This window comes from Streptomyces sp. NPDC050534, from assembly GCF_044457745.1.
Taxonomy (GTDB): domain Bacteria; phylum Actinomycetota; class Actinomycetes; order Streptomycetales; family Streptomycetaceae; genus Streptomyces.
On record NZ_JBITHF010000007.1, the window covers coordinates 264,362 to 283,508 of the forward strand.

Consider the following 19,147-nt stretch of genomic DNA (forward strand, 5'->3'; position numbering starts at 1 on the left):
CTGTCGTCGAGGCAAGAGGTTCGCGTGTCATCAAGGCTTGAGGCCGAGCATCTCTACAAGGTGTTCGGCAGACAACCAGTCAAGGCGGTCGAGCGGCTGCGCCAGGGGGCCGGCCGCGAGGAGCTGCGTGCCGATGGCACCACCGCCGCCGTGATCGACGCCTCCTTCACCGTCGAACCGGGCCAGATCTTCGTCGTCATGGGCCTGTCCGGGTCCGGCAAGTCCACGCTGCTGCGCATGCTCAACGGTCTGCTGGAGCCGACCGCCGGACATGTCAGCTTCGACGGACAGAACCTGACCGCGCTCGGTGCCCGCGAGCTGCGCGAGGTGCGCGCACGGAAGATCAGCATGGTCTTCCAGCACTTCGCGCTGTTCCCGCACCGCAGCGTCCTCGAGAACGCGGCCTACGGCCTGGCCGTGCAGGGCGTGCCCCGCGCCGAGCGCGAGAAGCGCGCCGGCGAGGCGCTGGCTCTGTGCGGTCTGGCCGGCTGGGAGAAGTCCTGGCCCGACGAGCTCTCGGGCGGCATGCAGCAGCGCGTCGGTCTGGCCCGCGCCCTCGCCACGGATGCCGACCTGCTGCTGATGGACGAGTCGTTCAGCGCACTCGACCCGCTGATCCGCCGTGACATGCAGGACCAACTCCTGGAGCTGCAGCGGACGCTGAAGAAGACCATCGTCTTCATCACGCACGACCTGAACGAGGCCATGCGCCTGGGCGACCGTATCGCCGTCATGCGCGACGGCGAGATCGTCCAGACCGGCACGGCCGAGGACATCCTGCTGCGGCCCGCCAACGACTACGTCGAATCCTTCATCCAGGACGTCGACCGCTCCCGCGTGCTGACCGCGTCCGCCGTCATGGACCGGGACGTCCGCGGCGACGAGGCCGACTGCGGCTGCGAAAGCGGCTGCGAGACCGCGACGCCCGACACGCCGTTCACCGAACTCTGCGCGATCAGCGCCCGGTTGACGCACCCCGTGGCCGTGCTCGACGAGAAGCGCGAGCTCGTCGGAGTGGTACCGAGGCAGCGCCTGGTCGGCTTCCTCGGCGACGAGAAGGCGGTGGCCCGTGCCTAGAATCCCCCTCGGCAACTGGGTCAACGACATGGTCGACTGGCTGCTGAACCACGCGGCCTGGCTCTTCGACTTCTTCAAGACCGTCTTCACGGGCACCTACGACGGCATCAACGCCGTCCTCCAGGCTCCCCAGCCCCTGCTGCTCGCGGGCATCTTCGCGGTGCTCGCCTTCTGGCTGCGCGGCACGCTCGCCGGCGTCCTGACGTTCGTGGGCTTCGCCTTCATCGACTCCCTCGAACTGTGGGGCGACGCGATGGTGACGCTGTCGCTCGTCCTCGTCGCCACGATCATCGCGCTGGTGATCTCGGTACCGGTGGGCATCTGGGCCGCGCGCTCCAGCCGGGTCAGCGGACTCGTCCGCCCGATCCTGGACTTCATGCAGACGCTGCCCGCGATGATCTACCTCATCCCGGCGATCCTGTTCTTCGGCACCGGCGCCTCCGCGGGCATCGTCGCGACCCTGATCTTCGCGCTCGCCCCCGGCGTGCGCATGACCGAGCTGGGCATCCGGCAGGTCGACAAGGAACTGGTGGAGGCCGCCGAGGCGTTCGGCACGACGCCTCGCGACACCCTGCTGCGCGTGCAGCTGCCGCTCGCGCTGCCGACCGTCATGGCCGGCGTGAACCAGGTCATCATGCTCGGCCTCTCCATGGCCGCGATCGCCGGCATGGTCGGCACCGGCGGCCTCGGCGGCGACGTCAACGAGGCCATCGGCCAGCTGAACGTCGGCCTCGGCTCCGAGGCCGGTGTGGCCATCGTGATCCTCGCGATCTACCTGGACCGCATGACCGGTGCCCTGGGCACCCACGTCTCCCCGCTGGGCCGCCGCGCCGCCGCCAAGGCGCGCGCCGCGCACGGCCTGAAGCTGTGGTCGTACCGGCCGAGCCCGCAGATCGCGGTGGTCGGCGTCGTGGTCCTCGCGCTCGTGGCGGGCGGCATGGGCTTCTTCGGCGGCAACTCGGACGGGTCCGCCGCCGTCGCCGACGGCAAGAACGTCGGCCAGGGCAAGAAGATCTCGATCGGCTACATCCCCTGGGACGAGGGCGTCGCCTCCACCTTCCTCTGGAAGGAGATCCTGGAGCAGCGCGGCTACCAGGTCGACGTCAAGCAGTTCGACGCCGGCCCGCTCTACACCTCCCTCGCCCAGGGCAACGTGGACTTCGAGACGGACTCCTGGCTGCCGACGACCCACGCGCAGTACTGGAAGAAGTACGGGAGCAAGCTCGACGACCTGGGCTCCTGGTACGGCCGGACCTCGCTGGAGCTGACGGTGCCCGCGTACATGAAGGGCATCGACTCCCTGGCGGACCTCAAGGGCAAGGCGTCCACCTTCGGCGGCAAGATCACCGGCATCGAGTCGAGCGCCGGTGAGATGGCCCTGCTCAAGAGCAAGGTGCTGAAGGCGTACGGCCTCGACAAGGAGTACAAGGTCGTCGACAGCTCCACGCCCGCCATGCTGGCCGAGCTCAAGCGCGCGTACAGCAAGCAGGAGCCGATCGTCACCACGCTGTGGTCGCCGCACTGGGCGTACAACGACTACAAGCTGAAGAAGCTCAAGGACCCCAAGGGCGCCTGGGGCAAGGGCGACGGCGTGCACACGCTCGCCCGCAAGGGTTTCGCGAACGACAACCCCGTCGTCGGCAAGTGGCTGAAGAACTTCCGGATGACCGAGAAGCAGCTCACCAGCCTCGAGGCCGAGATCAACAAGGCGGGCAAGGGCAAGCAGCAGGACGCCGTGCGCGCCTGGCTGAGGGACAACCCGGGTGTCGTCGACAAGCTGGCCCCGGTCTCCGGCGGCGCGGCCCCGGCCGAGGCCAAGCGGGCGGTGAACGTGGCCTGGTTCCCCTGGGACGAGGACGTCGCCGTCACCTACCTGTGGAAGAACGTCCTGGAGCGGCGCGGCTACAGGCTGAACCTCAAGCAGATGGACGTCGGCCCGGTCTACACCGGCCTCGCCTCCGGTGACCTGGACGTCAACTTCGACGCCTGGCTGCCGTATGCCCAGAAGAACTACTGGGACAAGAGCAAGGACAGCCTGAAGGACCTGGGCACCTGGTACCGGCCGACCTCGCTGGAAGTCGCCGTGCCCTCCTACGTGAAGGGCGTCAAGACGCTCGAGGACCTCAAGGGCAAGGCGAGCACCTTCGACGGGAAGATCATCGGCATCGAGCCGGGCACCGGCGAGATGAACCTCCTGAAGACGAAGGTCCTGCCCGGCTACGGCCTGGACAAGGAGTACAAGGTCGTCGACGGCTCCACGCCGGCGATGCTGGCCGAGCTCAAGCGCTCCTACGCACAGAAGAAGCCCGTGGCCGTCGTGCTGTGGTCGCCGCACTGGGCCTACAGCCGCTACGACCTCACCAAGCTGAAGGACGACAAGAAGCTCTTCGGCGAGGGCAACACGATCCGCACCATCACGAACGAGAAGTTCACCGGGCAGTACCCGCAGCTCACCAAGTGGATCAAGGGTTTCCGCATGAGCGAGGGCGAGCTCGGCAGCCTGGAGAGCGAGATCAACCAGCAGGGCCAGGGTCATGAGGAGCAGGCGGTCGCCGCGTGGGTCAAGAAGCACCCCGACGTGGTCGGCCGGATGACACCGCAATGACCCCGGGTACGAAAAGGATCCGGCCAACCACATAGCGCTACCTCTTCACCCGAGCCTCACCGCCCACCTGTCCGGGGCGCCGACGGCTCCGCGCCCGAGCGGCGCGGAGCCGAAGGCGCCCCGGAGGTGTTTTCGCCGCCCGCAGGCGCCGCCGGAGCGGACGGCCACCGACCGCCGGCCGCGCCGCGCAGCACCAACTTCCGGCCGTGGTGCGGGACTTCACCGCTGACCGCGCAAGCCCTGATCACGGGCGTGATCGCATTCCCGCGGCACGGAATGGCCGCCGGGAACACACACGAGCCCCGGCGCATTGAAAGGGAGAAAGGGAATGTCGTCCCGGCCGCCGTTCCCGGCGCGGCGGGGCCCATCGCGGCCGCTGACGTACGCCCCCGAATTCGCCGCCCGGCGTTCGGGCCGGTCGGTGGTCCGGTGGCCGGACCGCGGTGGTGCCGGCACCGTCCCCGCCGACGTCCGGCACGGCCGGCCGGCCCTCCTGGTCAGCGTCTTCGTCCCGAAGGAGGTATCCGCGCACAGCCGGTCGGTTGTGCTCATCGCCCGTCACAAGTTGGCGAATTGACCGCATGCTGTGTTTACGAGGATGTGACGGGCGCGTGAAACGGTTTGCCGAACCTGCGTAAGGTGCAGAGAACTCATCAGAACTACCGGGACCACGACACAAGGAGGGAGCCGGAGCGATGGGCGACCACAAAGAACAGCCGTTGCGCGTGGGCGCGGCCGTACGGCGACGGCGCCGGGCGCTGCAGCTCACCCTCGCCGTCGTGGCCGAGCGCAGCGGCCTGTCGGTTCCGTTCCTGAGCCAGGTCGAGAACGACCGCGCGCGGCCCAGCAGAGCCTCCCTGGAGAAGGTCGCCGACGCCCTGCGCACCACCGCCGTCGAACTCCTCGCGGCAGCCGACCCGGCGTGCAGCGTCGACGTCGTGCGCGCCGAGGTGTGCGAGCCGGCCGAGGGACCGCGGCAGCGTTCCCTGGTGCGGGGTCATCACCAGATGCACGCCTCGGAGTTCACCGGCGACCATGACGCGGGCCGTGAATTCCAGCACCGCAACGACCAGTTGATGTACGTCGCCGACGGCGCCGTGGAGATCGAGGCGGAGGGGCGCGCCTACCGGCTCGGCCGCGGGGACACGCTCTACCTGACGGGCGGCGTGCGCCACCGGTGGCGGGCGACGGTGTCGGACACCCGCGTGATCGTCGTCGCGGTGGCGGAGCACGTCGAGGCGGTCCAGAACCGGTCGCGGTAGTGCCGATCCGCGTCGTCTCCCTCGTGCCGTCGCTGACGGAGGCGGTGGCGGTCTCGCTGCCCGGCGTCCTCGTCGGCGCGACGGACTGGTGCACCCACCCCGCGGACCTCGGCGTCCCGCGCATCGGCGGCACCAAGAACCCGAAGCTCGACCGGGTCCTCGCCCTCGCCCCCGACCTGGTGGTCGCGAACGAGGAGGAGAACCGCGCGCCCGATCTGGCGGCCCTGCGCGCGGCGGGCGCCGAGGTCCTGGTGACCGAGGTGCGCAACGTGCCGCAGGCGTTCGGGGAGCTGGAGCGCGTGCTCCGGGCGTGCGGGGCGGCCTCCCGGCCGCGCTGGCTGGACGAGGCGGAACGCGCCTGGTCCGAGCTGCCCCCGCAGGAGCGCCGTACGACGGCCGTGGTGCCGATCTGGCGCCGCCCCTGGATGGTGCTGGGCCGCGACACCTTCGCCGGCGACGTCCTCTCCCGGCTCGGCGTCGACCACCTCTACGCGGCCCACCCCGACCGCTATCCCCGCGTCCCCGTCGAGGAGCTGCGGGCGGCGGCGCCGGACGTCGTCGTCCTGCCGGACGAGCCGTACCGCTTCACCGCCGGGGACGGCCCGGAGGCGTTCCCGGGGCTGCGGTGCGCTCTCGTCGGCGGACGTCATCTCACATGGTACGGACCGTCGTTGGCCGAGGCTCCGCGGGTGCTGGGCGAGGCGCTGCGAGCAGCTCGCCGCTGACCAGGCCGCGGGCCGTGCGCAGGGCGGCGGTGCCCCAGGCGGCGACGAGCAGGAGATACAGGCCGAGCGCGAGCCAGTCGTAGGCGAGGAGACCGGTGCGGCGGGCGAGGGCCTCGGCGCCCGTGACACACGTCCCGACGGGGAAGGTGAACGCCCACCACGTCATCGAGAACCCCATGCCGTGCCGGCGCGCCCGCACCACATGCGCGGCGGCGAACGCGAGCCACAGCAGCGCGAAGCCCATGACCGGCACGCCGTAGAGGACGGCGAGGACACCGAATCCGTCTTTGTACGGCGCCGGTACGGCCCCGGGCGCGGCGTCCGCGAGCTTGCCCACGGCGGTCGTGGACTGGCCGAGCGGGCCCAGCACCAGGAACAGGGCAGGGGTCAGCGCGAGGGGCAGCGGCCCGCCGGTGATCAGCCGGGCGAAGATCACCGGCAGCATCACCAGGGTCGCGAGCAGGCTCAGCCCGAACATCGCGAAGCAGGCGAGAAGCAGCGTCGCCCGGGGCTGCCCAGGCGGCAGATGCGGCACGAGCAGCGGCCCGACCGCCGCGGACACCATGGGCGCGACGAGCGGCAGCAGCCAGACGGGCGACGCCTGCCCGGGCTCGATCCGGTGCCTTACGGCCATCAGATACGGCACCGCCACGGCGGCCGCCAGCCCGACCACCGTCCCGGCGGTGAACAGCACGGCGTCGAGGGCGACGGCGCCCCGCAGGCCGATCCAGTCCCGGCCGACCACCATGGCACCCCCGCCGACGGCCAGCAGCGCCATGGACAGGCAGCCGTAGAACGGCGCCGCGGCCGGGTCGAGGAGATGGGCGCGGGCCTGGTCGCGGTGGTACGTCCAGTGCACGGCGCGGGCGGCGAGCAGGGCGAGCAGAAGTCCGAGGGAGAGCGCCCACACGGCGGCGCAGGCGGTGCGCAGGCCGGGGACGTGCAGGGGGAGGGCCGCTCCCGCGGTGCCGACGATGGCGGTGCCCATGACGGAGGCGTACCAGTTGGGTCCGAGGTGACGGACGGCTGTGGCGCGGGGGACACGTGGGGCACGCGGGGTGGCGTGCGGAAGGTGCTGGGCTGCGGTGACCATGTCCTCACGGTCTCGCCGTCCGGGAGGCGCGACCAGGGAGTACCGGTCTATCAGGGCATAAGCTGGGTTTATGAGCGAAGTGGAGGCGCAGGGCTCGCTGTCGCATCGGGTTCCGGATCTGGGCGCGCTGGAGCTGCTGCTGGCGGTGGCGCGGCTCGGGAGTCTCGGCGGGGCGGCGCGCGAACTGGGCATCACGCAGCCCGCTGCCAGCAGCCGGATCAGGTCGATGGAACGGCAGTTGGGCGTGGCCCTCGTCGACCGGTCGCCGCGGGGCTCCCGGCTCACCGACGCCGGTGCGCTGGTCACGGACTGGGCCCGGCGGATCGTGGAGGCGGCGGAGGCGTTCGACGTGGGGGCGCAGGCGCTGCGGGACCGGCGGGACTCGCGGCTGCGGGTGGCGGCGAGCATGACGATCGCCGAGTATCTGCTGCCGGGCTGGCTGCTGGCGCTGCGCGCCCAGCGCCCGGACACGGCGGTGTCCCTGCTGGCCGGCAACTCGGCGACGGTCGCCGAGCAGTTGCTGTCCGGCGAGGCGGATCTCGGCTTCGTGGAGGGGGTCGACGTGCCGCACGGCCTCGACTCCGCGGTCATCGCCCGCGACCGCCTGATCGTGGTCACGGCGCCCGCCCACGCGTGGGCCCGCCGGCGCAAACCCCTGGCCGCCTCGGAGCTGGCGGCGACCCCGCTGATCCTGCGGGAGAAGGGCTCCGGGACCCGGCAGGTCCTGGACGCGGCGCTGGGTGGTCTGGCGCGCCCCCTGATCGAACTCTCCTCGACGACCGCGGTGAAGGCGGCGGCCGTGAGCGGAGCGGGTCCCGCGGTGCTGAGCGAGCTGGCCGTGGGGGAGGAACTGGCGATGCGGCGGCTGGTCCGGGTGCCGGTGGAGGGGGTCGCCCTGGCGCGCGACCTGCGGGCGGTGTGGCCCACGGGTCATCGACCGGCGGGTCCGGCACGGGAGTTGCTGTCGCTGACGCGGGGCTAGCGCTTCTCCCCGCCCCGGCGGGGGGCGAACGAGCCGTCCGCGCCACGAGCCTCAGGATGCCGCCGCACGTCCCCGCGCCGCCTCCACCAACCCCCGCATCACCCGCGGATCGTCGCCCATCTCCGGATGCCACTGCACCCCCAGCACCCACCCGTCGGCCGGCGGCAGCTCCACCGCCTCCACGGTCCCGTCCGCCGCGTGGGCCGACGGCACGAGCCCGGTGCCGAGGCGGTCGACCGCCTGGTGGTGGTACGTGGGGACGGACGTCTCCTCCGGGACCGCGGCGGCGTACCGCGTGCCCGGCACCGGCTTGACCGGGTGCCGGCCGAAGACGCCCACGACCTCCGCGTGGCCGTCGAGGTGCTGGACCAGCGTGCCGCCGAGGGCGACGTTCAGCAACTGCATGCCCCGGCAGATGCCCAGCAGCGGCACCCGCGCGGCCAGCGCGGCATCGATCAGCGCCAGTTCCCAGGCGTCCCGGACAGGGGCCGGCGGTCCGGTCCGGGGGTCGCGCTCGGCGCCGTAGCGGACCGGCTCGACGTCCGGCCCGCCCGCGATCACCAGGCCGTCCAGCCGGGACACGACGTCCGCGGCCCGCGGCACCTCGTCCGGCGGCAGCATCACCGCGACCCCGCCCGCCCGCTGCACGAGCCGCGGATAGCCGGCCGGCAGCAGCGCGGCCTCCAGCTCCCACACGCCCCAGCGCGCCCCGGCCTCCAGATACGTACTGATGCCGATCAGCGGCTCGCCCGCCATACGTCCTCCAGCCCGGAGCAATGGATCCAGTCCATACCTTTGGCCATGCGATGTCACGCCAGGAAGCCCCTGAGCAGCGCCGCCGTCCCCGCGCAGTGCTCCCGCATCATCTCCCGCGCCCCGTCCGCGTCCCGGTCCAGCACCGCCTCCACCAGCGCGACATGCTGCCGCTGCGAGTGCTCGAGGTTGCGCACCAGGAGCGGGATGCAGTCGAGCAGGTCGTTCACCGTGGCCCGTACGGCCGCGTACTGCGCGGTCAGCGTGGGTGATCCGCACAGTTCCGCGAGGGTGAGGTGCAGCAGGGTGTCCAGCCGGCGGTAGTCGGCGAGAGGCGCGTCGCCCGTGCGGTCCAGCGCCTCGCGCAGCCGGTCCGCCTGCTCCTCGCCCAGGCCGTGCGTCGCGCACAGACCCGCCGCCCCGACCTCCAGGACCTCCCGGAAGCGCAGCACGTCCTCGATGTCGACCTCGGTGATCCGGCGCCGCAGCTCGTCCTCGCCGCCCGCGTCCGTGCGGGGCAGGACGAACGTTCCGCCGTACCGCCCGCGCCGCGACTCCACCAGGCCCTGGTCCTGCAGCACCTTGAGCACCTCGCGCAGCGTGACCCGGCTGATGCCGAGCCGCTCGGCCAGCTCCCGCTCGGCCGGCAGCCGCCCGCCCCCCGGCACCAGGCCCAGCCGTACGACCTGCAGGATCTGCTCCAGCGCCTCCTCGAAGCCGTTGCCCGCCCGCACCGGCCGCAGCACCGGCGTCAACCGGTCCCCCGGGCCGCCGTCCGGATCCGCCGACATACCGCCGCACCCCCTTCCCAAGCAATGGTTCTCCGGAATACCTTATGGCTTCCGGCCCGGTGGAAAAAGCGCAGCAGCCGAAGGAGATCTCCCGTGGCAGACCGCACACCCCCGCTCGGCGTCGAGGAGCTGCACGCCCTCGTCGCGAGCGGGGAGATCGACACCGTCGTCCTGGCCTTCCCCGACATGCAGGGGCGCCTCCAGGGCAAGCGGTTCGCCGCCCGCTTCTTCCTCGACGAGGTCCTCCACCACGGCACCGAGGGCTGCAACTACCTCCTCGCCGTCGACACGGAGATGAACACCGTCGACGGTTACGCCATGTCCTCCTGGGACCGCGGCTACGGCGACTTCGCCATGCACCCGGACCTCAGCACCCTGCGCCGCGTTCCCTGGAACGCCGGTACGGCCATGCTGATCGCCGACCTCGCCTGGGGCGACGGCTCGCCCGTCGTCGCCGCCCCGCGCCAGATCCTGCGCCGCCAGCTCGACCGTCTCGCCGAGCACGGCCTCACCGCCAAGGTCGGCACGGAGCTGGAGTTCATCGTCTTCAAGGACACCTACGAACAGGCGTGGGACGCGGGCTACCGAGGGCTGACGCCGGCGAACCAGTACAACATCGACTACTCGGTGCTCGGCACCGGCCGGATCGAGCCCCTGCTGCGCCGCATCCGGAACGAGATGGCGGGCGCCGGCCTCACCGTCGAGTCCGCCAAGGGCGAGTGCAACCCCGGCCAGCACGAGATCGCCTTCCGCTACGACGACGCCCTGGTCACCTGCGACCAGCACACGATCTACAAGACGGGCGCCAAGGAGATCGCCGCCCAGGAGGGCGTGTCGCTCACCTTCATCGCCAAGTACAACGAGCGCGAGGGCAACTCCTGCCACATCCACCTCTCGCTCGCGGACGCCGCCGGGAACAGCGTCATGCCCGGTGAGGGGGAGGGCGGCATGTCGGACGTCATGCGGCACTTCCTGGCCGGACAGCTCGCCGCCCTGCGGGACTTCTCGCTGCTCTACGCCCCCAACATCAACTCCTACAAGCGGTTCCAGCCGGGCTCCTTCGCCCCGACCGCCGTCGCCTGGGGCCACGACAACCGCACCTGCGCCCTCAGGGTCGTCGGCCACGGCCGGTCCCTGCGCTTCGAGAACCGGCTGCCGGGCGGCGACGTCAACCCGCACCTCGCCGTGGCCGGGCTGGTCGCGGCCGGCCTGCACGGCATCGAGCGGAAGCTGGAGCTGCCCGAGCCCTGCCCGGGGAACGCGTACACCGCCGAGTACGAGCACGTCCCGACGACCCTGCGCGAGGCCGCGGACCTCTGGGAGAACAGCCCGATCGCCAGGGCCGCCTTCGGCGACGAGGTCGTCGCGCACTACCGCAACATGGCGCGGGTCGAGCTCGAGGCCTTCGACGCCGCAGTGACCGACTGGGAGCTGCGCCGCTCCTTCGAACGCATGTGAGAGGTTCCCCGTTGTCCCACGAGCACGAGCTCCGCGTCCTCAACCCCGCCACCGAGGAGGTCGTCGCCACCGTCCCCGCCGCCACCGCGGCCGACGTGGACACGGCCGTCGTACGAGCCGGCCGCGCGCAGGAGCGGTGGGCCGCCCTGCCGCCCGCCGACCGGGCCCGGCTGCTGCGCCGCTTCGCCGACGTCGTCGACGCCCACGTGGAGGAACTGGCGCAGCTGGAGGTCCGTGAGGCGGGCCACGTCCTCGGCAACGCCCGCTGGGAGGCCGGCAACGTCCGCGACCTGCTGCTGTACTCCGCGGGCGGCGCCGAACGCCTCCTCGGCAAGCAGATCCCCGCACCCGGCGGCTGGAACGTCACCTTCCAGGAACCGCTCGGCGTGGTCGGCGTGATCGCCCCCTGGAACTTCCCGATGCCCATCGCCGCCTGGGGCTCCTTCCCGGCCCTCGCCGCGGGCAACGCGGTCGTCCTCAAGCCCGCCGAGACCACCCCGCTGACGGCCCTGCGACTGGCCGAACTCGCCCTGGAGGCAGGGCTGCCCGAGCATTTGCTCCAGGTCCTCCCGGGCCACGGCAGCGTCGCCGGACGCGCCCTCGTCGACCACCCCGACGTGGCGAAGATCGTGTTCACCGGCTCCACCCGCACCGGCCGCGAGGTCATGGAGCGCTGCGCCCGCCTGGTCAAGCCGGTCACCCTCGAACTCGGCGGCAAGAGCCCCAACATCGTCTTCGCCGACGCCGACCTCAAGACGGCCGTCGACCCCTTCTCCTTCCTGGACAACTCCGGCCAGGACTGCTGCGCCCGCACCCGGATCCTGGTCCAGGAGCCGGTGTACGAGGAGGTGCGCGAGCTGCTCGCCGACGCGCTGGCCGGCGTGGTCGTGGGCGACCCCGCCGACGAGAAGACCCAGATGGGCCCGCTGATCAGCCGTCAACAGCTGGACCGCGTACGGTCGTTCGTGCCGGACGACGCCCCGGCCCTGCGCGGCGGCGCCCCCGACGGGCCCGGGTTCTGGTTCCCGCCGACCGTCCTCACCGGCGAGCGGCCCGACTCCGACGCGGCCCGCGAGGAGATCTTCGGCCCGGTCGCCGTCCTCCTGCCCTTCACCGACGAGGCGGACGCGGTCCGGCTCGCCAACGACACCCCGTACGGTCTGGCCGGCTCCCTGTGGACCCGCGATCTGGGCCGTGCCCTGCGCGTCTCCCGGGCGGTCCGCGCCGGCAACCTCTCCGTCAACTCCCACTCCAGCGTCCGCTACTGGACCCCGTTCGGCGGCTTCAAGCAGTCCGGTCTCGGCCGTGAGCTCGGACCGGACGCCCTGGCCGCCTTCACCGAGACCAAGAACGTCTTCATCAGCACGGAGGGCCCCGCACAGTGACCGACACCCCTGTCTGCCGACGCCTGGTCGGCCGTACCGCCGTCATCACCGGAGCCGGCAGCGGCATCGGCCTCGCCACCGCCCGCCGGCTCGCCTCCGAGGGCGCGCACGTGGTCTGCGGCGACGTCGACGAGGCCCGCGGCAAGGCGGCGGCCGAGGAGGCCGGCGGCATCTTCGTGAAGGTCGACGTCACCGACGCCGAGCAGGTCGAGGCCCTGTTCAGGACCGCCTTCGACACCTACGGCAGCGTCGACATCGCCTTCAACAACGCGGGCATCTCCCCGCCCGACGACGACTCCATCCTGGAGACCGGCCTGGAAGCCTGGAAGCGCGTCCAGGAGGTCAACCTCACCTCCGTCTACCTGTGCTGCAAGGCCGCCATCCCGTACATGCGGCAGCAGGGCAAGGGCTCCATCATCAACACGGCGTCCTTCGTGGCGCGGATGGGGGCGGCCACGTCCCAGATCTCGTACACCGCGTCCAAGGGCGGCGTGCTCGCCATGTCCCGCGAACTGGGCGTGCAGTTCGCCCGCGAGGGCATCCGCGTGAACGCGCTGTGCCCGGGACCGGTCAACACCCCGCTGCTTCAGGAGCTGTTCGCGAAGGACCCGGAGCGGGCCGCCCGCCGCCTGGTGCACATTCCGGTCGGCCGGTTCGCGGAGGCCGGGGAGATCGCCGCCGCGGTCGCCTTCCTGGCCAGCGACGACTCGTCCTTCGTCAACGCCACCGACTTCCTGGTGGACGGCGGAATCTCGGGCGCGTACGTCACACCGCTCTAGTCGCACCGCTCTGGGCGGGACACCGTGTACTGATCGTCAGGCCTCGTCCTAGAGTGCCGGGATGAGCATGTCGCCCCCGCCCGGCTGGTACCCCGACCCGTCGGCCCCCCACCTGCAGCGCTGGTGGGACGGCACCGCCTGGACCGAGCACCGCAGCGCGGCCGCCGTGCCCGCGGCGCAGCCGGCCGGGGGCGGTGGTCCCGGCCGTGCGAAGGTCGTCGCGCTGGTCGCGGCCGGGGCCGTGCTCGTCGCGGCGATCGTCACGGGCGCGGTCTTCCTCGGCGGGAGCGACGACGGGGACGGCCCGGACGTGCGGACCGCGCCCAACCCCGTCGCCTCCGGCGTCGGGCCGACGAGCGAGGGACCCTCGCCTTCGCAGTCCTCCGCCGAGGACCCGTCCGTCGTCACCGACCAGCTCAACGGCATCACCCTGCCGCTGCTCGACGGCTGGGTCAGGCCGCAGTACGTCGCCGAGGACGACGTCGTCATGACGACCGACGGGACCTACGACTGCCCCGGCGACTCGGGCGTGTGCCGGCACGGCCTCATCAGCTCCCGCACGGTGAGCCAGAGCGACCAGAGCTCCCCACGGGCGCTCGCCGGGCAGGACATCGCCGACGCCGCCGACGCCGCCTACGACCGCGACCTGGTCGGCAGGAGGCCCTTCGGCGGCATCGAGTCCCACCGGCAGGTCGGGTCCGGCCAGATCGCGGTCGCGGGCCGGGCCGGATACTTCGTGCGCTGGCGCGTCAGGACGGCCAAGGGCCCCGGCGGCTACGTCGAGTCGCTCGCCTTCCCCTCCACCGTCGGCACCGAGGCGCCGGTGATCGTCCGGTTCGTCTTCGACGCGGGCGAGGCGGGCCCGCCGCTCGCCGACATGGACCGGATCGCCAGGGGCATCCGCTCGATCGACGACGCGGCGACCGGGGGCGGGGTCGGCAGCAGCATCGGCCCGACGAAGTGACCGGCCGGCCCGCGGCTCACAGGAAGGTGTGCCCCTCCCCGCGATACGTCGGGACCGTCGCCGTCACGGCATCGCCCTCGACGAGATGCAGCACGTCGAACCGTTCGCACAGCTCACCGGCCTTGGCGTGCCGGAACCACACCTTGTCGCCGAGCAGCAGATCGTCCGCCGGGGAGCCGAGCAGCGGCGTCTGCACCTCACCCGGGCCCTCCTGGGGGTCGTAGCGCAGTCCCTCGGGCAGGTGCGGGACCGGCAGCCGGTCGGGCCCGGCCGCACCGGAGGCGGGATAGCCGCCGCCCAGCACCGTGACCACGCCGACGCCAGGCCGGCGCACGACGGGCAGGGCGAACAGGGCCGCCGGACGCCCGCTGAAGGACGTGTAGTTGTCGAACAGCCGCGGCACGTACAGCCCGGAGCCGGCGCCGATCTCGGTGACCGCGTCCTCCGCGGCGGTGTGCTGCACGCTGCCCGTGCCGCCGCCGTTGACGAACTCCAGGTCGGGCACGACGGCCCGCACCGCCCGCACGACCGCGCCGCGCCGCTCGGCCAGCTCCCGGCGGGCGGTGGCCTGCATGAGCCGTACGGCACGCGACCGCAGCGGCTGCCCGGCGACGGAGTCGCCGACGCCCGCGATGTGCCCCTCGTAGGCCATGATCCCCACGACCTTGAAGCCGGGCCGCCGCGCCACCGCCCGGGCCATGTCGGCGACCTGGGCGGGGGAGTGCAGCGGCGAGCGGCGCGCGCCGACGCGCACGCGGCCCCCGAACAGCTTGAGCGAGGTGTCCAACTCCAGGCAGACGCGGATGACTTCACGTCCGCCGTCGCGTGCCTCGTCGATGAGGCGGAGCTGCGCGGGGTCGTCGACCATCACGGTCACGGCGGCGGCGAGCTTGGGGTCGGCGGCGAGCTCCGCGTAGGAGGCGCGGTCCGCGGAGGGGTAGGCGAGCAGGATGTCGTCGAACCCGCTGCGCGCCAGCCACAGGGACTCCGCGAGCGTGAAGGCCATGACGCCCGTGAACCCGTCCTTGTCCAGGACCCGCTCCAGCAGGGCCCGGCAGCGTACGGACTTGCTCGCGACGCGGATCGGCTTGCCGCCGGCGCGGCGGACGAGATCGTCCGCGTTGGCGTCGAAGGCGTCCAGGTCCACGATGGCGAGCGGTGCGTCGAGGTGGGCGGTGGCCCGGTCGTAACGGGCCCGGTCGGCGGCGCGCGCAGTCATGAACGAAGCCTGCCAGACAGGATTACCGCAGGGTAGGGGGACGTTCCGGGCAGATGCCCCGGGCTCGTGGACTGGTTCCCGTATCGACAGGAGCAACCCGTAGAGTGACGCGCACGTACGACGGACCGACGTCGGCCGCGCACCTCGCACGGGATGTCTCTCCGTTCGTACGGGTAGGCGTGCCCGGGGGACGGAGCGAAACCCGGTGTCGACCGGTTGAGCGCACGGACGGCGGCCCGCGTACAGGTAGTCGGCCCGGGCGCGAGGAAACGGGGGGTGCATGAGCACGGAAGCGCGGCACGCCTCCATTCCGCCACGCCCGTCCAAGCCCCCGGCGCCCGGCCCGGACCAGACGGCACCCGAACCCACGCGCCCCCCTGACGACACCACCGCGTCCGGCGGCGTCTGGTCGCCGTGGCGCGATTCCCAGCCGTTCGACGCGTTCGCCCGCCGCGGTTCTGCCGATGACGCCGAGGAGCTCCCGGCGGCCCGACCGGCCGGCGAGGACCGGAGCGGCACGTCGCCCGAGCGTCAGGACCGTTCCGGCGCGGGGCCGTCGAACGGGCCGGGGGCCGGAGCCGGCCCGGACCGTGACACCGAGCGCTCCCCGGACACCCGCACCCGCTTCCCGAGTCTGCGGGCGCCGTCCGGCCCGCCCCCGCCGCAGGCATCGGCCCGCTTCCCGGACGCTCCGCCGTCCACCGGGAGCGAGGCACGGCGCGAGGAACGGCGCGAGGAACGGCGCGAGGAACGGCGCGAGGAACGGCGCGGCGGCGCCGGCCCGGAGGCGCCCGGCAGGGCCGTGCCGCCGCGCCCGGCCCACCGCCCCACCGAGCCGCCGCACCGCACGGGCGCCCCCGCGGAGACACCCCAGGAGGCCACCAGGCGCCTGCGCCCGGTCCCCGCGCGGACCGCACCCGTACCACCCCTCGCGCGGGACGCCGCGGGCCCCGACCCCGCGCTCTCCTGGAGCGCTCCGAGCGCGCCCGGCCGGACCCCGGGATCCCCGCGGCCCGTCGTGTCGTTCGGGCAGCCCGAGGGGTACGACGAGCAGGCCCGGCCGCGGCCGCTCGGGGTGCGGGTGCGTCCGCGCACGGCCGCCGTCGGCGTCTGCCTCGTGCTCGGGCTCGGCCTCATCGGCGGTGCCGTGACCGGCAGTTGGCTGGTCGGCGGCAGTGGTGGCGACGGCGGAGCGCCGGACACCTACGCCGCGGCCGGCACGCTGTGGCACAGCGTGCCCGTGGACAGGCTGTTCCCGCCGACCGTGCAGGGCACGGGCGCCGGGCCCGGCGGCGCCGACCGCACCTGGACACGCGTCGCCGTCGCACCGGACACCGGCTGCAAGAACGCCTTCGACCCGCTCCTCCACAAGGCTCTCGCCCCCGCCGGCTGCCGCCGGCTGCTGCGCGCCACCTACACCGACGCCACGCAGAGCTTCGTCACCACCGTCGGCCTGATGTTCACCAAGGCCGACGCCGCGTCCATGGACGCCCTCGCCAGACGCTTCCGGAACGAGGGGCTCGGCACCCGCACCGATCTCATGCCCCGCCCCTACGCCGTGAAGGGCACCGCCGCCGCCCGGTTCGGCCCCGGGCAGCGCGCCTCGTGGACCGTCTCCGTGCTCACCGACGCCCCCGTCGTCGTCTACGCCGTCTCCGGCTGGGCCGACGGCCGCAGCGTCGACACCCCGGTCCCGGCGGAGCAGGCCACGCAGTCCGGCGCGGCCTCCGCACCCGCCCAGGCCGGCCTCGGCAACGAGGCCCAGGGACTCGCCGACCGCATCGAACGGTCCCTGCGCAAAGACGTCACCTCGCCCACGGAGAAGCCCTCGTGAAGCGTCGTACCGGAGCGAGTACCCGAGCGAGTACCCGAGCGAAGACCTGGTCAGGGGCGAAGCACCGCCTCGGAGCGCTGAGCGTCCTCCTCGCCGCCTCGATCGCCCTCGTCCCGCCCGCGGTCGCGCACGCCGACGGCATCCGCGCCCAGCAGTGGGCCCTCGATGCCATGCACGCCCAGCAGGTCTGGCAGACCACCAAGGGCAAGGGCATCACGGTCGCCGTCCTCGACACCGGCGTCGAGGCCGGACACCCCGACCTCGCGGGCAACGTGCTGGCCGCGAAGGACATGATCGGCTTCGGGGCGAAGCAGGGTGACCGGGCGTGGGCCCGGCACGGCACCGCCATGGCCGGGATCATCGCCGGTCACGGCCATGGCCCCGGTGACGGCGACGGGGTCATGGGCGTCGCCCCCGAGGCGAAGATCCTCCCCGTCCGCGTGATCCTCGAGGACGGCGACCCGGCTCGCACCAAGGCCCGCAGCACCCGCGGCAACGCCCTCGCCGAAGGCATCCGGTGGGCCGCCGACCACGGCGCCGACGTCATCAACCTCTCCCTCGGCGACGACTCCGCCTCCGCCCACCCCGAACCCGCCGAGGACGAGGCAGTCCAGTACGCCCTGAAGAAGGGCGTCGCGGTCGTCGCCTCGGCCGGCAACGGCGGCGAGAAGGGCGACCACGTCTCCTATCCGGCGGCCTACCCGGGCGTCATCGCCGCGACCGCCGTCGACCGCTTCGGCACCCGCGCCTCGTTCTCCACCCGCCGCTGGTACGCCACGGTCAGCGCCCCCGGCGTCGACATCGTGATCGCCGACCCCGACCACAAGTACTACGAGGGGTGGGGCACCAGCGCGGCCTCCGCGTTCGTCTCCGGCGCGGTCGCCCTCATCAAGGCCGCCCACCCCGGGCTCACCCCCGCGCAGATCAAGCAGCTCCTCGAGGACACCGCGCGCAACGCCCCCGCCGGCGGCCGCGACGACTCCCGCGGCTTCGGCATGATCGACCCGGCGGCCGCCGTCAAGGCCGCCGGCCGCCTCAAGCCGGAGGGCCTGCAGGTGGCGTCGTACGGCGACAAGTACTTCGGCCCCGGCCCGGACGCCGCCAAGTCCGGCGACGACACCAGCGGTTGGGCCGCCCCGCTCGCGGGCAGCCTCGGCGGGGTCCTGCTGGTGATGGCCGTGGTCATGTGGCGCGGCCGCCGCGGCCGCCCCGAGGACTCATAGTCAGTCGCCGTCGGCCAGCGCCCCGACGGCGGCCTTCGCCGCCGCCTCGACCAGCGAGATCCCCTTCGCCTTCGTCGAGTTGCCGTTCGACAGCACGGCCACCAGGCAGTCGCGGTCGTCCACCGTCACGCGCCCGATGCTGTTGATGTCCCACAGCCCCGTCGTGCTGCGGGCCAGCCAGCCGTTCTTCAGCGCCCACCGCGAGCCGTCGGCCGCGGCCGAGACCCCCCAGTCCTGGTCGGCGGCGATCTGCCCCATCAGCCCTCGCAGATACGTCCGCGATGCCTCGCTCAGCTCCGAGTCGTCGCCGAACACCTGGCGCAGCAGCGTGAGTTGATCGGCGGCCGTGGTCTGGGTCAGCCCCCACAGCATGCCCTCGCCGCCCTCGGTGCCCGTGAGCCCGAAACGCTCGTTGGCGGCGTCGAGACCCTCCGCCCGGCCGATGATCCGCCACAGCGCCGACGCGGAGTCGTTGTCGCTGTTCTCGATCATCGCGGTGGCGTACGTCTTCTCGCTCGCGCTGAGATGCCGGTCGGCGTCCTGCGCCTGCAGCAGCAGCGTCGCCAGGATGTCGACCTTGACGATGCTCGCGGTGTCGAAGGCGCCGCCCCCGAAGGAGGCGTTCGCGGCGGAGCCGAGGTCCAGCACCGCCACCGACACGTCCGCACCGTCCTCGACGGACACCGACCTCATGGCCGCGGTCAGCAGCGCGTCGTGGTCGACCGCCGCCTGTGTCACGGATTCCACCGATTCCTCTCCGGCCGCCGCGGCCGAGGTGGAGGCCGACGCCGTCGCCGGAGACGATACGGGGCTCGTTCCGGAGTGCGCCTGGGCCTTCACGTACACGGTCCCGGCGGCCGTACCGCCCACGACGGTCACGGCGGCGAGGGCGAGGTGGAGCAGGGACCGTGTCCTGGGCGGGCGCGAGCGGCGGCCTCTGCGGGCTCTGGGGGACTCCATGCCCGCGATGCTCGGTGCGGCGACTGTGCGTGCCGTT

General features: G+C 72.8%; 16 protein-coding genes. 11 read left to right on the forward strand and 5 right to left on the reverse strand.

Features of this window, described 5'->3' with window-relative positions:
* Window positions 1-24: 24 nt before the first annotated feature.
* The 4 genes from ACIBN2_RS24035 to ACIBN2_RS24050 all read left to right on the forward strand — a co-directional run bounded on the left by ACIBN2_RS24035 (window position 25) and on the right by ACIBN2_RS24050 (window position 5,669).
* On the forward strand, window positions 25-1,077 hold the full coding sequence (locus ACIBN2_RS24035; protein WP_399137072.1) for a glycine betaine/L-proline ABC transporter ATP-binding protein: 1,053 nt from the start codon (window positions 25-27) through the stop codon (window positions 1,075-1,077).
* Window positions 1,070-3,682 (forward strand): ABC transporter permease/substrate binding protein, encoded by a 2,613-nt coding sequence (locus ACIBN2_RS24040; protein ID WP_399137073.1) that lies wholly within the window; start codon window positions 1,070-1,072, stop codon window positions 3,680-3,682. The genes ACIBN2_RS24035 and ACIBN2_RS24040 overlap by 8 nt, the downstream gene beginning before the upstream one ends.
* Window positions 3,683-4,377: 695 nt before the next feature.
* The gene (locus ACIBN2_RS24045; RefSeq protein WP_399137075.1) at window positions 4,378-4,944 is read left to right on the forward strand and encodes a helix-turn-helix domain-containing protein; all 567 of its coding nucleotides are present in this window, start codon (window positions 4,378-4,380) and stop codon (window positions 4,942-4,944) included.
* A 5-nt stretch (window positions 4,945-4,949) separates the two neighbouring features.
* Window positions 4,950-5,669 (forward strand): helical backbone metal receptor, encoded by a 720-nt coding sequence (locus ACIBN2_RS24050; protein WP_399137457.1) that lies wholly within the window; start codon window positions 4,950-4,952, stop codon window positions 5,667-5,669.
* Here the strand turns inward: ACIBN2_RS24050 and ACIBN2_RS24055 are convergent.
* A complete protein-coding gene (locus ACIBN2_RS24055) occupies window positions 5,596-6,762 on the reverse strand; it encodes a TDT family transporter (RefSeq protein ID WP_399137076.1) in 1,167 nt (388 codons plus the stop codon). The genes ACIBN2_RS24050 and ACIBN2_RS24055 overlap by 74 nt on opposite strands.
* 70 nt (window positions 6,763-6,832) lie before the next feature.
* Here ACIBN2_RS24055 and ACIBN2_RS24060 point away from each other — a divergent pair, with 70 nt between their 5' ends.
* Window positions 6,833-7,744: a LysR family transcriptional regulator gene (locus ACIBN2_RS24060; protein ID WP_399137077.1), complete on the forward strand. Its 912-nt coding sequence runs from the start codon at window positions 6,833-6,835 to the stop codon at window positions 7,742-7,744.
* 51 nt (window positions 7,745-7,795) lie between these two features.
* On the opposite strand, the gene ACIBN2_RS24065 is transcribed toward ACIBN2_RS24060, so the two are convergent.
* Both ACIBN2_RS24065 and ACIBN2_RS24070 read right to left on the reverse strand, forming a co-directional pair.
* The gene (locus ACIBN2_RS24065) at window positions 7,796-8,500 is read right to left on the reverse strand and encodes a gamma-glutamyl-gamma-aminobutyrate hydrolase family protein (RefSeq protein WP_399137079.1); all 705 of its coding nucleotides are present in this window, start codon (window positions 8,498-8,500) and stop codon (window positions 7,796-7,798) included.
* Between the two features lie 53 nt (window positions 8,501-8,553).
* Window positions 8,554-9,288 carry a FadR/GntR family transcriptional regulator gene (locus tag ACIBN2_RS24070; protein WP_399137081.1) on the reverse strand — a complete coding sequence of 245 codons (735 nt, stop codon included), beginning with the start codon at window positions 9,286-9,288 and terminating at the stop codon, window positions 8,554-8,556.
* 93 nt (window positions 9,289-9,381) lie between these two features.
* On the opposite strand from ACIBN2_RS24070, the gene ACIBN2_RS24075 reads away from it, so the two are divergent.
* The 4 genes from ACIBN2_RS24075 to ACIBN2_RS24090 all read left to right on the forward strand — a co-directional run bounded on the left by ACIBN2_RS24075 (window position 9,382) and on the right by ACIBN2_RS24090 (window position 13,874).
* Complete coding sequence (locus ACIBN2_RS24075) at window positions 9,382-10,746, forward strand: glutamine synthetase family protein (RefSeq protein ID WP_399137083.1); 1,365 nt, start codon at window positions 9,382-9,384, stop codon at window positions 10,744-10,746.
* Window positions 10,747-10,757: 11 nt separating this feature from the next.
* Window positions 10,758-12,131 (forward strand): aldehyde dehydrogenase family protein, encoded by a 1,374-nt coding sequence (locus ACIBN2_RS24080; RefSeq protein WP_399137085.1) that lies wholly within the window; start codon window positions 10,758-10,760, stop codon window positions 12,129-12,131.
* Window positions 12,128-12,910, forward strand: coding sequence for a 3-oxoacyl-ACP reductase (locus ACIBN2_RS24085; protein ID WP_399137087.1), 783 nt, complete (start codon window positions 12,128-12,130; stop codon window positions 12,908-12,910). Before ACIBN2_RS24080 ends, ACIBN2_RS24085 begins: the two co-directional genes overlap by 4 nt.
* Window positions 12,911-12,977: 67 nt before the next feature.
* The gene (locus tag ACIBN2_RS24090) at window positions 12,978-13,874 is read left to right on the forward strand and encodes a DUF2510 domain-containing protein (RefSeq protein ID WP_399137458.1); all 897 of its coding nucleotides are present in this window, start codon (window positions 12,978-12,980) and stop codon (window positions 13,872-13,874) included.
* 16 nt (window positions 13,875-13,890) lie between these two features.
* On the opposite strand, the gene ACIBN2_RS24095 is transcribed toward ACIBN2_RS24090, so the two are convergent.
* Window positions 13,891-15,093, reverse strand: a complete 1,203-nt coding sequence (locus ACIBN2_RS24095; protein WP_399137089.1) for an amino acid deaminase/aldolase — start codon at window positions 15,091-15,093, stop codon at window positions 13,891-13,893.
* Between the two features lie 280 nt (window positions 15,094-15,373).
* On the opposite strand from ACIBN2_RS24095, the gene ACIBN2_RS24100 reads away from it, so the two are divergent.
* Window positions 15,374-16,927 carry a hypothetical protein gene (locus ACIBN2_RS24100; RefSeq protein ID WP_399137091.1) on the forward strand — a complete coding sequence of 518 codons (1,554 nt, stop codon included), beginning with the start codon at window positions 15,374-15,376 and terminating at the stop codon, window positions 16,925-16,927.
* A 77-nt stretch (window positions 16,928-17,004) separates the two neighbouring features.
* Entirely contained in the window at window positions 17,005-18,150 is a 1,146-nt protein-coding gene (gene mycP, locus ACIBN2_RS24105; RefSeq protein WP_399137460.1) for a type VII secretion-associated serine protease mycosin, read from the forward strand.
* Here mycP and ACIBN2_RS24110 read toward each other — a convergent pair whose 3' ends face one another.
* On the reverse strand, window positions 18,151-19,110 hold the full coding sequence (locus ACIBN2_RS24110) for a serine hydrolase (RefSeq protein ID WP_399137092.1): 960 nt from the start codon (window positions 19,108-19,110) through the stop codon (window positions 18,151-18,153).
* Window positions 19,111-19,147 lie beyond the last annotated feature (37 nt).